The organism is Pseudomonas sp. LB3P58, from assembly GCF_054897895.1.
This window is the reverse complement of record NZ_JBUBVE010000001.1, coordinates 5,963,728-5,977,585: the sequence shown is the minus strand read 5'-3', so window position 1 is coordinate 5,977,585 and position 13,858 is coordinate 5,963,728. Positions and strand designations below refer to the sequence as shown.

The following is a 13,858-nucleotide window of genomic DNA, read 5'->3' as shown; positions in this document are numbered from 1 at the left end:
CAATGCTTAACAGACCATGTTCCGTGCAGAATGTCGCTATTTAATTGGCCCATGAACCGAAGCCACTCGCTGACGTCTAACGGCCACTACTGATCAGGAGTTACTCGATGAACGTTCGTCTGCTGGGTTTGGCCATGGCTATTGGTTTGTCACTTCCTGTGGCCGCTCAGGCGCAGATGTTGCAGCCCGGTTTGTGGGAAATGACCACAAGCAACATGAAGGTCGATGACCAGAATCTCCCGGATTTGCAGCTGATCCTTGGCCAGTTACAAAGCCAGATGACCCCTCAACAGCGCGCGCAGCTCGAAAAGCAGGGCATCACCATGGGCGGCAAAGGGATTCGGGCTTGTCTGACTCCGGAGCAGGTGAAGACAGACAATATTCCGCTGACCGATCCACAGTCGGGCTGCAAGCAGGAAATCACCGACCGCACCGGGAATCAGTGGAAATTCCGCTTCAGCTGTCCGAAAGCGCAGGGCACCGGTGTTGCCACTTTCCTCAGTGATCGTGAGTTCACCACTAAGGTTAACGGCACCTTCAATGCCACCGGCATTCAGCAGAAGGGCAGCCTCGATAGCCGCGCCGTGTGGTTGGGGCAGGATTGCGGGACCGTTAAGCCAAGAGCTTAAAAACTCGCCAGCAGGCCCGCGCCCTTACATGACTGTGTGGGAGCGGGCCTGATTCAACCACTCACACACCCTCTCAACACCCATCCTCCCGAAGTCTTCACCTGTGCGGCTACGCACACTGACAAACCCGCCTGCTTTTTCTTTCTCCCCGATCACCACCAGATACGGCACGTGCTGACTGTGCTCGCGAATCTTTTGGCGGACTTTCTCGTGACGCAGATCCGCGCGGGCGCGCACGCCACTTCGACGCAATGCCTCGGTCACCGACTGCGCGTAATCCGCCTGGCGCTCGTCCATGCTGACGATCATGACGTGCGGCGGTGTGCGCCAGTTATCGAGCTCCTGTTGGCAGGACCAGCACGTACCGTAAATCCGTTGCGGCAACGTATCGCTGATGTGGTCGAGGGTGAACGCTTGCAACACTCTGGTCGCGGGGACATGCGGGCCAGCGGTCGTAGATTCGAAGTTCCCCAGGCGGTACAGCGGTGTCTTTCCTTGACGGCGAATCGAGTGATTGGTCGCCGCCAGAGCCTGCATGCGGGCTTCGATCAGTGGCAGGTCTGCCTGCGTTAAGGATCGCTCGACAGAAAACTCATGAAAGAACCCGTCGCCCAGCGCCGTTCCTGTGTGCAGTTGCACCTGTGGATGGAGTTGTTTAACGGCCATGGCGAGCATCAGTGCACAGGAGCGTCGCAGGATCTCCAGCCCATCGGGCTCTTGAGGGGTGACGATGCTGACCCGGGCATCGGCTTCGATCATGAACTCACAGTCCACCAGGATGCCGTCCACTCGACCTGCGACTGCTGCTTTTGCCAGCCCGGGTCCGATACTCGCGGCGAGTTCGTACACCGACAGTGGCTGGTCGTATTCACGCAATGAACCATCGCTCAGGGTGATATGAATCATGTCGGTGCTCTCGAGTGCTAGCGCATAAACCGTAGTGGTAAACCCAGGCAGTTGTCATTAAGACGTTTGTCGTGCCAGGCAATTTGCCCCGACACGATCGTGGTGCTGACGCTGTGTCGAAAACGCTGCCGGGCAAAAGGTGTCCAGCCGCATTGAGACAGGATCGGCTGCTGGGAAACGGCGACGCCACCGGGTTCCGGTTTGATCAGAACGAGGTCGGCCCAATAGCCTTCGCGCAGATAACCGCGGTCGGGAATGGCGAACAGATCGGCGACCCGGTGACTGGTCTTGGCCACGAGTGTAGTGATCGGCAACACTTCATCCGCGACCAGTTCCAGCAACGCGGGCAGGGCGTGTTGCACCAACGGCAAACCGGAAGGTGCCTGACTGTACGGCCGCTGTTTTTCGGCCCAGGTGTGGGGCGCATGATCGCTGCCGATCACGTCGAGCCTATGGCTCAGCAATGCTTCGCGCAAGGCGTCGCGGTCGGACTGGGTTTTGATCGCCGGGTTGCACTTGATCAGGTTGCCGAGGCTCGGGTAATCCCGGTCATCGAACAGCAAGTGGTGCAGGCAGACTTCAGCGGTGATGCGTTTCTGGGCGAGCGGCTTGTCTTCGAACAACGCCAGTTCGCGGGCGGTGGTCAGGTGCAGAACATGCAGTCGGGTGCCGTGACGCCTGGCCAGGTCCACGGCCATAGAGGAAGAGCGAAAGCAGGCCTCGGCGTTGCGGATCAGCGGGTGGGCCGCAGCAGGAATGTGTTCACCGAACAAGTCACGCAGGTTCGCGGCATTGGCGTCGATGCTGGGCGTGTGTTCGCAGTGGGCCAATAAAAGGGTCGGCACCTCGGCGAATAGCCGCTCCAGAATCTTTGGGTCATCGACCAGCATGTTGCCGGTCGAGGCGCCCATGAACACTTTGACGCCGGCAACTTCACAGGGATTTAGCCTGGCGACGGTGTCGAGATTGTCGTTGCTCACGCCGAAATGAAAGCCGTAATTGGCGACGGAGCTTATCGCCGCTCGGCGCTTTTTGTCGGCCAGTGCGCTGAGGGTCAGGGTCGCCGGATTAGTGTTGGGCATGTCCATGAAGCTGGTGATGCCACCGGCCACCGCCGCCCGCGATTCGGTGTAGAAGCTACCTTTGTCTGGCGAACCTGGATCACGGAAGTGCACTTGGTCGTCGATCATTCCGGGCAGCAGCCATTGCCCTTGTGCATCGATTTCCACGTCGGCATTTTCACCGTGGATGCTGCTGGCGATCTTCACGATTCGCCCGTTGCTCACCAACAGATCACCGTCAAACTCACGGCCTTCATTCACCAGTCGGGCATTGCGAATCAGCACGCTGCTCATGGTCAGAACTCGTTCTGCAGGGCTTTGTAGCCGCGTACCAGGTCGACGTTGGTACGCGCCACGTCCTCGGAAAACTCCGAGGCGCTGACGCTCACCGGTGGGAACTGCGACAGATCAGTCTTCGGGCCGATGCGGGTGGTGGAGGGCACATAGAAGTCTTCGGGCAGGTCGCGACCGTCGACTACCGAGTTGTGCCGCACCACGCAGCCGTCACCGACTGCGCAGTTGAACAGCACGCTGTTGAACCCGATAAACACCCGGTCGCCAACCTTGCACGGACCATGAACGATCGAGCGGTGGGCGATGGAACTGAACTCGCCGATGGTCACTGCCGCGCCGGACTTGGAGTGGATCACCACGCCATCCTGGATGTTCGAGTTGGCGCCGATGGTGATCGGTTCCATCTCGCCTGAGGCATCCACTTCGTCGGCACGAATCACCGCGTAAGGACCGACGAAGACGTTCTCGCCGATCACCACTTTGCCGCAGATGATGGCGGTTTTATCCACGTAGGCAGATTCGGCTATCACCGGCAAATCACCGGAAGGATTCTTGCGGATCATGGCTTGCTCAACGCCTCGTACAAGGTGTTGAGGTTGTACTCGAACAACCCGACGAAGGTGCTGGCCGGCCCGCTGGCCGCGAGCGCATCGGAGTACAACGTGCCACCGATGTGCGCGCCGCTTTCATCGGCAATCTGCTTGAGCAGGCGTGCATCCTTGATGTTTTCCATGAACACCGCTTTGACCTTGGCCTGGCGAATCTGGGTGATCAGTGCAGCGACTTCCGCGGCTGACGGTTCGCGCTCAGTGGACAGACCTTGAGGGGCCATGAAGTCGATGCCATAAGCCTGACCGAGATAACCGAAGGCGTCATGGGACGTCACGATTTTGCGATTGCCCGGTGGCAGCGAACTGAGTTTGACCTTGGCTTCGGCAAGCAGCGCGTAGATCTGTTTCAGGTAGGCCTGACTGTTGCGTTCGTAGTCGTTTTTATTCGTCGGGTCGGCGGCGATCAACGCCTTGGTGATGTTGCTGATATACAGCTCAGCGTTCGCCAGATTGTGCCAGGCATGCGGGTCGGGAATCGTCTCGCCATCTTCATCCAGGGAGCGCGGGATGACGCCGCGACTCGCGCTGATCACCGGCGCTTTGGTCTCGGTGCTGGTCACCAGACGGTCCAGCCAAGGCTCGAAACCCAAGCCGTTTTTGATGATGAGTTTGGCTTTGAGCAACGCCTTGGCATCGTCAGGTGTCGGCTCGTACGTGTGAGCATCGGCATCCGCGCCGACCATGTTGGTGATCTGGATATGGTCGCCGCCGACTTGATGGGTCATGTCGGCGAGGATGCTGAAACTGGTGACTACCTGAAGTTTTTCCGCAGCAGACAGCGACATCGACAGCAGCAAACTGAACAGCACGAGTAGAACGCGCATCGGGTAACACCTCATTGGGATGTGAGCAAAGGCGGGCGGCGCAGCAAACCGTGCACCGGTCCGAACACCACGGACAGCAGATACAAACCGCCAGCCACCAGCACGATCGCCGGGCCGCTGGGCAGCGAGTAGTAGAACGACAGCAACAGTCCGAGCCACACCGAGAGGCAGCCGAGCAGGGCGGCGATGGCCATTAACGTCGGCAAGCGACGACTCCAGAAGCGCGACGCGGCGGCGGGCAACATCATCAAACCGACCACCATCAGCGCACCGATGGCTTGAAAACCGATCACCAGATTCAGCACCACCAGGGTTAGAAATACGCCGTGAGCCAGGGGACCAAGTCGGCTGACGGTTTGCAGAAAGAGTGGGTCGAGGGTGTCTAGCAACAGCGGTTTGTAGATGAAGGCCATGGCGATCAGGCTGAAGCCGGAGACCCAGAGCATGCCCGTCAACGTCGGGCCATCGACCGCCAGCGCCGAGCCAAACAACAGGTGCAACAGGTCCAGACGTTTGCCGGCGATGCCGAGGATCAGCACACCGCAGGCAAGTGAGATCGGGTAGATCGCGGCGAGGCTGGCGTCTTCCCGCAGGCCGGTGCGACGGGTGATCCAGGCGGCGAGTCCGGCCATGCCGAGACCGGCACCGAGGCCGCCGACGGTCAGCGCCGGCAGACTCAATCCGGCAAACCAGAAGCCCAAAGCGGCCCCCGGCAGAATGCCGTGAGCCACCGCGTCGCCGATCAGGCTCATCCGTCGCAGGATCAGAAACACGCCCAACGGTGCGGTGCTGCATGCCAGAACCAACCCGCCGAGAAGTGCTCGACGCATGAACACGAACTCTTGGAACGGTTGCCAAAGATGAGCGGTCGCGAGCATCAGGCCACCCGCGTATGGGGTTGTTGATGGATCAGGTCAACGCTCGACCCGAGGACGCAGCCGGTGCTTTTGATCAGCAACGTTTGAGGAATGTGTTGGCGAACGGCGGCCAGGTCATGGCAGACGATCACTTGGGTTCGGCCTTCGGCATGCCAGGCGTGAATGTGTTTCCAGAGCAGCGCTTGGCCGAGCTCGTCGAGGGCGGCGTGGGGTTCGTCGAGCAAGAGCAATGGTGCGTCGGCGAGGCTCAAGCGGGCGAGCAGGGCACGCTGTAGTTCGCCGCCGGACAAGGCCATCAACGGGCGCTGTTCCAGTCCGCTCAGACACCAGTTTTCCAGCACAGCTTTGAGGCGTTGTCTGCGTATCTCGGGAGACTGCGTGCTACCCCAGAAACCGGCGGCCACTAACTCTTGCAAGCTGATGGGGAATTGGCGATCCAGGTGTTGTTGCTGAGGCAGGAACGAGAGGCTGCCCTTGCGTGGAACATCCAGGATGACTTTGCCGGTCAGCGGTTTTTGCAAACCAGCGATGACTTTCAGCAGGCTGCTTTTACCCGAACCGTTCGCACCGATTACGGCGGTCAGACTTCCTTTGGCCAGTTTGAAATCCACGGATGGAGTCAGTGGCTGGCCGGGGGCACCCCAACGCAAGGCTTGGCAATGAATCATGCGGCCTCCCAATTCCAGCGGCTTTCGGCGACGGCATCGTGGGCGTGAAGGCTTTCCGCGTGGACGACTCGTATGTGGAAGGCGTTGATGCCGGGGGAGCGTTTCAGGGCCAGGTTCAAACGTCGTGCGGCGTCTTCGCAGAACATCAGGTTCTGACCGTTGGCCAGCGCGAAGGCTTGTTCGTCGGCGCGTTTTACAGCGGTTTGTACGGCGGTGCCGAGGGCCGCTTCAGCGTCGTTGATGATCGCGATCAGCGGCAAGTCATCCAAGAAGTCATCCAGTCGAAGCCGCAATTCAGCATTGCTCCGTTGGCTGTGAGGCGTTGCAACGATGCCTTTTGTGGAGCCGAGCCAAGCCAACACATCGGCGTGTTGCAACGGCTTATTGGCAAAGTCATCGACGAATTGCTGCTGAATCAGCTGCCGGGAAAGCGCAGCCGAACACGGACAAGTCGAGGAATAAGGCACGTCGATTTTTAGTTCCACGTGGAACATCGCGTTTTTCAGACGTGCTTCGATGCTCACTGGATAGGTTTTCCAGCCGGCCAATGGACTGACCAGCGCCGGTCTTTTGAGCAGTAAATCGGTGTGGATTTTTAAGTACGCGCTGTTGGACAGTCCTTCATGCGACTGGAGAAAACTTTGCAAAACTTTCCGCAACAAGGCGGGCGTCAGGTTTTCTCGCTCGAGCATTTCCAGCGCCAAGTACAGCCGCGACATATGAATACCGCGCGCCTCTCCATCGTCGAGGCTAACGCCCGCGTCGGCTTTCGCACTCAGCCGTTGACCATCGAACAAAACAGGAAGAGCAATGCCGCACATGCCCACCCAGTCGAGTGGCAGGGCTTGGCGTGAGGCCTGCGCGGCGATATCCGGCAGAGTCAGCGCATTCATGAGCAGGTCCATCGTGGGAGTCGATTCTGTATGTTATGTTATTACATTAAAATCAACCATGCCTTTTTCATGAACAGGCTTTCATCATGCACAGACGTCAGTTGTTGAACTTGATCCTGGCCAGCGCGGCCTTCGCTTTACCGTTTGGCGTCTCGGCCACACAGATTCGCAATGCGCGGCTCTGGCGTTCGGATGACAAGTTGCGATTGGTGTTCGATCTGAGCGGGCCGGTGCAATACAAGACGTTTTCCCTGAGCGCTCCCGAACGGCTGATCATCGATCTGAGTGGCGCCAACCTCAGTGGCGACTTCAGTCAGTTGGCGCTCAGCAACACAGTGATTCGTTCGATCCGCTCTGGGCCCTTCGGCCAGGGCGATACGCGAATCGTCCTCGACCTCAGCGGCCCAGTGCAGCTCGCCAGTTTTTTGCTGCCACCGCAGGACGGTCAGGGCCATCGACTGGTACTCGATCTGAAGACGGCTGCGCCGTTACAAATGGCGGCTGCGCCCGAGCCGACCGTCGACAAGGCTCACCCCAAGCGCGACATCATCGTGGTGGTCGACCCAGGTCACGGCGGCAAAGACCCCGGTGCGGTCGGCGCCAAAGGTGAGCGTGAGAAAGACGTAGTGCTGTCCATCGCCCAGCTGTTGGCCAAACGGCTGAAACGCGAGAAGGGCTTCGACGTGAAACTGGTGCGCAACGACGACTTCTTCGTCCCGTTGCGCAAGCGTGTGGAGATCGCTCGCAAGCACAACGCCGACATGTTCATCTCGGTGCATGCGGACGCGGCACCACGTCTGACGGCGTCAGGCGCGTCGGTCTACTGCCTGTCCGAGGGTGGAGCAACCTCGGCGACGGCGCGTTTCATGGCGCAACGTGAGAACGGCGCAGACCTGCTGGGCGCTACCAGCCTGCTCAATCTCAAGGATAAGGACCCGATGCTTGCCGGGGTGATTCTCGACATGTCGATGAACGCGACCCTCGCCGCCAGTCTGCAGTTGGGCAGCACGGTGCTCGGCAGTCTGGCGGGCATCACCACATTGCATCAGAAGCGCGTGGAACAAGCGGGATTTGCGGTGCTGAAGTCGCCGGATGTGCCGTCGATCCTGGTGGAAACCGGCTTCATCTCCAACGCTCGCGACAGTCAGCGACTGGTCACCGCGCGCCACCAGCAGGCCGTAGCCGATGGCTTGTTCGAAGGATTACAGCGCTATTTCCAGAAAAATCCGCCGGTAAACAGTTACATCGCCTGGCAGCAAGAGCAGAAAAAATCCCAGGCCTAACACCCTGTAATTCGGCTACAGGTGAACTTGCCACTGCTGCCACCGGAGCTGGAAAACCGATTGATCGTGGTCCAGCCGACGCGACGGTTGTAGCCGACCCAGGCCTCGCCATCGGAAGCGAGCCCAGTGAAGAACGTGAGTTGTCCGTAGCGACTGTTGGTCTGCACCCAATGGCGTTTTCCGGCCGCTTCGAAGCCCCGCAGATAGATCGTGCTTCCGACGGTGTTGACGCTGTAGGCGTTGCCGTCGCCATCCACGCAGGCCAGCAGATTGGCGCTTCGGGTGCATTTGGCCAGGCTCGGGATTTGTGCCCAGGCATCGACAGCGACCAGCAGCGAAAAGCTCATCAGCGTTATTATCAGGGCTACACGCATAGGATTTCTCACGGACCGAACGGGCTTGAGCATCGTGCCTTTTGTCATCGTGGACAAGAGGAGAGTGGCTTGATTGTGTTGTTATACTATAACATCAGCTTAAGCCCGACACTGCGACCGGGCATCTCTGTGAGGAATACCTGATGCCCAATCGTCTCCCCGTCACCGTCCTGTCGGGCTTTCTCGGCGCTGGCAAAAGCACGCTGCTCAACTACGTGCTGCGCAATCGCGACAACCTGCGCGTCGCCGTGATCGTCAATGATATGAGCGAAATCAACATCGATGGCGGCGAAGTCCAGCGCGATGTCAGCCTGAATCGCGCGGAAGAAAAACTGGTGGAGATGAGCAACGGCTGCATTTGCTGCACCTTGCGCGAAGACTTGCTGGAAGAGGTGAGCAAACTCGCCAAGGAGGGTCGCTTTGATTATTTATTGATCGAATCCACCGGCATTTCCGAGCCGCTGCCCGTGGCGGAAACCTTCACCTTCCGCGATGAAGAAGGGCAGAGCCTGGCCGACATCGCCCGACTCGACACCATGGTCACCGTGGTCGATGGTATGAACTTCCTGCTCGACTATCAGGCCGCCGAAAGCCTCGCATCCCGTGGTGAAACCTTGGGCGAGGAAGACGAACGCTCGATCACCGACCTGTTGATCGAGCAGATCGAATTCGCCGACGTGATTCTGATCAGCAAGATCGACTTGATCAGCAGCAGCGAACGCCAGGAGCTGATCGCGATCCTTGAGCGGCTTAACGCTCAAGCGGAAATCATCCCGATGGTCATGGGTGAAATTCCCTTGGCGAAGATCCTCAATACCGGCCGTTTCGACTTCGAAAAGGCCGCTCAGGCGCCGGGCTGGTTACAGGAACTACGTGGCGAACACGTGCCCGAAACCGAGGAATACGGCATTGCCTCGACAGCCTACCGAGCCCGCCGACCGTTTCATCCGCAGCGCTTTTTCAGCTTCATCGACCGCCCGTGGGTGAACGGCAAACTGCTGCGCTCCAAGGGCTTCTTCTGGCTGGCCAGCAAGCACATGGACGCCGGTAGTTGGTCCCAGGCCGGCGGATTGATGCGCCATGGTTTCGCCGGACGCTGGTGGCGTTTCGTGCCGAAAACCCAGTGGCCGCAGGACGAAGAAAGCACCGCCGGGATCATGGAAAACTGGACCGCAACCACTGGCGATTGCCGCCAGGAACTGGTGTTCATCGGCCAGAACATCGACTTCGCGCAACTCACCAGCGAACTCGACAATTGCCTGCTGACCGACGATGAAATGGCGTTAGGCGTCGAGGGCTGGCGACTACTGCCAGATCCATTTGGCCCGTGGCACGAAGAGGCGGCAGCCTGATGTTGGCGCCCAGTCTGAAACTGCGGCCGATCATTCATCAGGTTCAAGGTGAGACGCCGCAAGCGCTCCCCCGAATACTGGATGACGGCGTAAACCTCGCCGTTTGGCAGCGCCAACTGCCGGCACACATCGCTGATTTCGGGAGTTTGCTGCTGTCCCTGAACGAGCCGTTGGCCGAGTCGCTGGTCCTGGAACTGCCCAGCGATGACACCGAACCCAATCTTCATGGATTAGCCTCAGGTTTCAGTGATCTCGAAGGTTACGAAGGTTTCATCGCCGACGTTTCCTGGCTGGTCAGTGCTTTCGCCTGTTTGCTGGGCGCCAAGCGTGTCGGCCTGCGCCTGCGGGTCCTGGACAAGGCCATGTGCCCGCGTTTCCACGTCGATCATGTGCCGGTGCGGTTGATCACCACGTATTGCGGGATCGGCAGCCAGTGGCTGAAGGAAGGTGCGATGGATCGCCGACAACTGGGTAAAGCCGAAGCCGAACCCCAGGACGGTCCGCTGATCGAGCAGATCGTCAGCGGCGAAGTCGCGTTGCTCAAAGGCGAGAAATGGCATGGCAACGAAGGCTTCGGCCTTATTCACCGCTCGCCACAGCTGGCGTCCGGTGAGCGGCGGCTGATCCTGACGCTCGATTGGCTGAGCTAGCGGCTCACGGTTTGAGCCAGGTTCCCTGGCTCTGGGCTTCGCAAAACGGCTTCAAATACGCCGCATCCGTGGCTACGCCGTAATAGTGAATATCCTGCCGGTAAGGCATATTGGCGACTTGGGCGTTGCTGCATACGCCAAACGCGCCGGTGGGGCATTGGTCGACGTACTGCACTTCGACTTTCTGGCCAGGAAGGTTCGGCTGGCAGAAACCATCGGCGAATAGCTTTTCCGGTATGTTGCGGTTCTGCTGGCAGACTTTCACGTCGAGTCGCGCAGCCGTGCTATGTACTACGCAAGCCTGGGCCAGCGCGTCACCGGACATGAGCGCCAAGAGCACCGACAACCCCATCAACCGCATCGTTTACCTCCTCAGAACACATCAACCATGTTGCAGAATATTCCCACGCACGTCATTGCTGGCCCCTTGGGTGCCGGCAAGACCAGTCTGATCAAGCACCTGCTGGCGCAGCGGCCGGCGAATGAGCGTTGGGCGGTGCTGATCAACGAGTTCGGCCAGATCGGCCTCGACGCGGCGTTGCTGACCCGGGATGCCGATGGTATCGCACTGGGTGAAGTGGCCGGGGGCTGTTTGTGTTGCGTGAATGGTGCGCCGTTTCAGATCGGTCTCGGGCGTTTGCTGCGTAAGGCGCGGCCGGATCGGCTGTTTATCGAGCCCTCCGGGCTGGGGCATCCGGCGCAATTGCTCAGGCAGTTGAGTGAGGCGCCGTGGCAAGGCGTGTTGGCTGTTCAACCCTGCGTGCTGGTGCTGGACGCCCAGGCACTTGCTGCCGGCAAACCGCTGCCGGTGGCGCAACAGGAAGCGCTGAAGAGCGCCGGGTTGTTGCTGATGAATAAAGCCGAAAATATTGACGATACTGATCGCCAGCGAATCGCCGCACAGTTGCCGGCGCGTCCGTTGTACTGGACGCAGCAAGCCGCGTTGCCATTGAGTGAGTTACCAGGGCTTGGGGTTCAGGCTGTAGCGGGTGTGGATAACTTCGTTGCGCCCAAAGGATTGGCGCAGTTGCCGGCCATCTGGACCGATCCTGCGCTGCCAATTTGCTTGAGCCAGGAACAGGAGGGCGGCTGGAGCGTTGGGTGGCGCTGGCATCCGAGTCAGGCTTTCGATGCGACGCTCGTTGGTCGTTGGCTTGAAAGCCTTGCCTGGCGGCGGGCGAAGCTGGTTATCCACAGCGTCGACGGGTGGGTTTCGGCGAATGTGCTGGATAATTCGGTGCTGGACTGGCAGCCCAGCGAATGGCGGCGTGATTCGCGCATCGAGCTGATTTTCAGCGAGCCGCAGGATGTTGATTCATTGCAAAGAGAGCTAGCCGACTGTCTGTCGAGCGCGACTTAAATCAAGGACGCCATTTAGTGTGTTCTTGCCGCCACTGACTCATCTCGATCACCTCGGCGCGCGGTTTCACTGCATCGGTCACCGCAGGTGTGTCGTCGAACGGCATCGGGTAGGGCGCCAGCTCAATCTGCGCACTGTGGGCGCCGAACTGGGTGATGGTGCCGTTGTGACGGCTTTCACCGGTCACGGTGAATTCGAAGTTATACACACGGGCGAGGCGCCGCCGGCCGTTGGCGTCTTTAATGAACGCAATCTTCTTCAAGGCCACGTTGCCGTCCAGCAGCTCGATTCCGAGCTTTGTGCAATGCAGCTTGACCCGCTCCAGCGCGCGCTCGCGCAAGCCATGGTTGTGCCATACCCACGCGCCACCGGTGGCAAGCAGCATCAGGACGAAGATATTTCCAAGGGTCAGCATCAACACGTTGCTCCAACAAGATAGTGTCAGCTTAACTGCGTCACCGGTCTGTCGTACAGGCTGCGTTTAGTCGCATACTGCGCGGCTTGAATTTCAATCGTTTGACGGAAAACTCACCGCATGAAACGTACGCCCCATCTGCTCGCCATCCAGTCCCACGTGGTGTTCGGCCACGCTGGCAACAGCGCCGCGGTTTTCCCGATGCAGCGGGTCGGGGTGAATGTCTGGCCGCTCAATACGGTGCAGTTCTCCAACCACACCCAGTACGGCCAGTGGGCCGGTGAAGTACTGGCACCGCATCAGATTCCCGACCTGGTCGAAGGCATCGCGGCGATTGGCGAGCTGGGCAACTGCGACGCCGTATTGTCCGGCTATCTCGGCAGTGCCGCTCAGGGCCGGGCGATCCTGACAGGTGTGGCGCGGATCAAGTCGATGAATCCCAAGGCTCTGTATCTGTGTGACCCGGTGATGGGCCATCCGGAGAAGGGTTGCAGCGTGCCCGCGGAAGTCAGCGATTTCCTGCTGGAGGAGGCGGCTGCCGTGGCGGACTTCATGTGCCCCAACCAGCTGGAGCTGGACAGCTTTTCGGGGCGCAAGCCGCAATCGTTGTTCGATTGCCTGGCCATGGCGCGAGCGCTGCTGGTGCGTGGTCCGAAGGCTGTGCTGGTCAAGCATCTGGACTATCCCGGTAAACCGGCGGATGTTTTCGAGATGTTGCTGGTGACGGCCGAAGACAGCTGGCATCTGCGCCGTCCGCTGCTGGCGTTCCCTCGTCAGCCGGTGGGCGTCGGCGACCTGACCTCTGGACTGTTTCTGGCTCGCGTACTGTTGGGCGATAGCCTGGTGGCGGCTTTTGAATTCGCTGCGTCGGCGGTGCATGAAGTGCTGCTGGAAACCCAGGCTTGCTCCAGCTATGAGCTGGAACTGGTACGGGCTCAGGACCGGATTGCCCACCCGCGGGTGCGGTTCGAAGCGACGGCGATCAGTCTCTGAATGGCGTAGACCCCATCGCGAGCAAGCTCGCTCCCACACTGATCTTCAGTGGACACAGAAATTGTGTCTGTCGTAGATCACTTGTGGGAGCGAGCTTGCTCGCGATGACTCACTCAAGAACCACATCAAACTGACTGAACAGTTCAGGCGTCGCCCTTGATGTCCTGATAACGCTTTTCCAGTTCCTGACGAATCTGCCGACGTTGCTGGGCCTGCATGAAGCGGCGTTTGTCTTCGCTGTTCTGCGGTTGCAGTGGCGGGACAACAGCCGGTTTGCGGTCGTCATCCACCGCGACCATGGTGAAGAAGCAACTGTTGGTGTGGCGCACCGAGCGCTCGCGGATGTTTTCGGTCACCACCTTGATGCCCACCTCCATGGAAGTGTTGCCGGTGTAATTGACCGAGGCCAGAAAGGTCACCAGTTCGCCGACATGGATCGGCTCGCGGAAAATCACCTGGTCCACCGACAGGGTCACCACGTAGCGGCCGGCATAACGGCTGGCACAGGCGTAGGCCACTTCGTCGAGGTATTTGAGCAAGGTACCGCCGTGGACATTGCCAGAGAAGTTGGCCATGTCGGGGGTCATCAATACCGTCATCGACAGTTGTGCGTTTCCGGGTTCCATAGCGTTCTCACGGTTCAAGGCAGAATTTCGGGAGGGCGGCA

General features: G+C 59.5%; 17 protein-coding genes. 6 read left to right on the top strand and 11 right to left on the bottom strand.

The genetic code is table 11. The features are described from left to right. Positions 1-107 precede the first annotated feature (107 nt). The gene (locus tag ACYZTZ_RS27920) at positions 108-629 is read left to right on the top strand and encodes a DUF3617 domain-containing protein (protein WP_462000287.1); all 522 of its coding nucleotides are present in this window, start codon (positions 108-110) and stop codon (positions 627-629) included. Positions 630-653: 24 nt separating this feature from the next. Here ACYZTZ_RS27920 and ACYZTZ_RS27915 read toward each other — a convergent pair whose 3' ends face one another. The 7 genes from ACYZTZ_RS27915 to folE2 are packed head-to-tail and all read right to left on the bottom strand — an operon-like array spanning position 654 to position 6,764. Beyond that, a complete protein-coding gene (locus tag ACYZTZ_RS27915; protein ID WP_462000286.1) occupies positions 654-1,535 on the bottom strand; it encodes a His/Gly/Thr/Pro-type tRNA ligase C-terminal domain-containing protein in 882 nt (293 codons plus the stop codon). Positions 1,536-1,552: 17 nt separating this feature from the next. Next, complete coding sequence (locus tag ACYZTZ_RS27910; protein ID WP_462000285.1) at positions 1,553-2,890, bottom strand: dihydroorotase; 1,338 nt, start codon at positions 2,888-2,890, stop codon at positions 1,553-1,555. A gap of 2 nt (positions 2,891-2,892) precedes the next feature. After that, a complete protein-coding gene (locus ACYZTZ_RS27905) occupies positions 2,893-3,453 on the bottom strand; it encodes a gamma carbonic anhydrase family protein (protein ID WP_056738548.1) in 561 nt (186 codons plus the stop codon). Further along, a complete protein-coding gene (locus tag ACYZTZ_RS27900; RefSeq protein ID WP_462000284.1) occupies positions 3,450-4,325 on the bottom strand; it encodes a metal ABC transporter substrate-binding protein in 876 nt (291 codons plus the stop codon). Before ACYZTZ_RS27900 ends, ACYZTZ_RS27905 begins: the two co-directional genes overlap by 4 nt. 11 nt (positions 4,326-4,336) lie before the next feature. Beyond that, positions 4,337-5,203 carry a metal ABC transporter permease gene (locus tag ACYZTZ_RS27895; protein ID WP_056738554.1) on the bottom strand — a complete coding sequence of 289 codons (867 nt, stop codon included), beginning with the start codon at positions 5,201-5,203 and terminating at the stop codon, positions 4,337-4,339. Further along, entirely contained in the window at positions 5,203-5,871 is a 669-nt protein-coding gene (locus tag ACYZTZ_RS27890) for a metal ABC transporter ATP-binding protein (protein ID WP_462000283.1), read from the bottom strand. Before ACYZTZ_RS27890 ends, ACYZTZ_RS27895 begins: the two co-directional genes overlap by 1 nt. After that, positions 5,868-6,764: a GTP cyclohydrolase FolE2 gene (gene folE2, locus ACYZTZ_RS27885; protein ID WP_462000720.1), complete on the bottom strand. Its 897-nt coding sequence runs from the start codon at positions 6,762-6,764 to the stop codon at positions 5,868-5,870. Before folE2 ends, ACYZTZ_RS27890 begins: the two co-directional genes overlap by 4 nt. Before the next feature lie 86 nt (positions 6,765-6,850). Between folE2 and ACYZTZ_RS27880 the strand changes: the two genes are divergently transcribed. Then, on the top strand, positions 6,851-8,047 hold the full coding sequence (locus ACYZTZ_RS27880) for an N-acetylmuramoyl-L-alanine amidase (protein ID WP_462000282.1): 1,197 nt from the start codon (positions 6,851-6,853) through the stop codon (positions 8,045-8,047). On the opposite strand, the gene ACYZTZ_RS27875 is transcribed toward ACYZTZ_RS27880, so the two are convergent. Beyond that, entirely contained in the window at positions 8,044-8,421 is a 378-nt protein-coding gene (locus ACYZTZ_RS27875) for a glutamine synthetase (RefSeq protein ID WP_462000281.1), read from the bottom strand. The genes ACYZTZ_RS27880 and ACYZTZ_RS27875 overlap by 4 nt on opposite strands. A gap of 143 nt (positions 8,422-8,564) precedes the next feature. Here ACYZTZ_RS27875 and zigA point away from each other — a divergent pair, with 143 nt between their 5' ends. Beyond that, a complete protein-coding gene (gene zigA / locus ACYZTZ_RS27870; RefSeq protein ID WP_462000280.1) occupies positions 8,565-9,773 on the top strand; it encodes a zinc metallochaperone GTPase ZigA in 1,209 nt (402 codons plus the stop codon). Then, positions 9,773-10,423: a DUF1826 domain-containing protein gene (locus ACYZTZ_RS27865; protein ID WP_462000279.1), complete on the top strand. Its 651-nt coding sequence runs from the start codon at positions 9,773-9,775 to the stop codon at positions 10,421-10,423. Before zigA ends, ACYZTZ_RS27865 begins: the two co-directional genes overlap by 1 nt. Positions 10,424-10,427: 4 nt before the next feature. Here ACYZTZ_RS27865 and ACYZTZ_RS27860 read toward each other — a convergent pair whose 3' ends face one another. Further along, positions 10,428-10,784 (bottom strand): hypothetical protein, encoded by a 357-nt coding sequence (locus tag ACYZTZ_RS27860; RefSeq protein WP_046044962.1) that lies wholly within the window; start codon positions 10,782-10,784, stop codon positions 10,428-10,430. Between the two features lie 27 nt (positions 10,785-10,811). Between ACYZTZ_RS27860 and ACYZTZ_RS27855 the strand changes: the two genes are divergently transcribed. Further along, on the top strand, positions 10,812-11,783 hold the full coding sequence (locus ACYZTZ_RS27855; RefSeq protein ID WP_462000278.1) for a CobW family GTP-binding protein: 972 nt from the start codon (positions 10,812-10,814) through the stop codon (positions 11,781-11,783). A 1-nt stretch (position 11,784) separates the two neighbouring features. Here the strand turns inward: ACYZTZ_RS27855 and ACYZTZ_RS27850 are convergent, their stop codons facing one another. Next, positions 11,785-12,198, bottom strand: coding sequence for a DUF3301 domain-containing protein (locus ACYZTZ_RS27850; RefSeq protein ID WP_462000277.1), 414 nt, complete (start codon positions 12,196-12,198; stop codon positions 11,785-11,787). A gap of 120 nt (positions 12,199-12,318) precedes the next feature. Here ACYZTZ_RS27850 and pdxY point away from each other — a divergent pair, with 120 nt between their 5' ends. Beyond that, on the top strand, positions 12,319-13,191 hold the full coding sequence (gene pdxY / locus ACYZTZ_RS27845) for a pyridoxal kinase PdxY (protein WP_461961980.1): 873 nt from the start codon (positions 12,319-12,321) through the stop codon (positions 13,189-13,191). Positions 13,192-13,334: 143 nt separating this feature from the next. Here pdxY and ACYZTZ_RS27840 read toward each other — a convergent pair whose 3' ends face one another. Beyond that, complete coding sequence (locus tag ACYZTZ_RS27840; protein WP_008156660.1) at positions 13,335-13,817, bottom strand: acyl-CoA thioesterase; 483 nt, start codon at positions 13,815-13,817, stop codon at positions 13,335-13,337. Between the last annotated feature and the right edge of the window lie 41 nt (positions 13,818-13,858).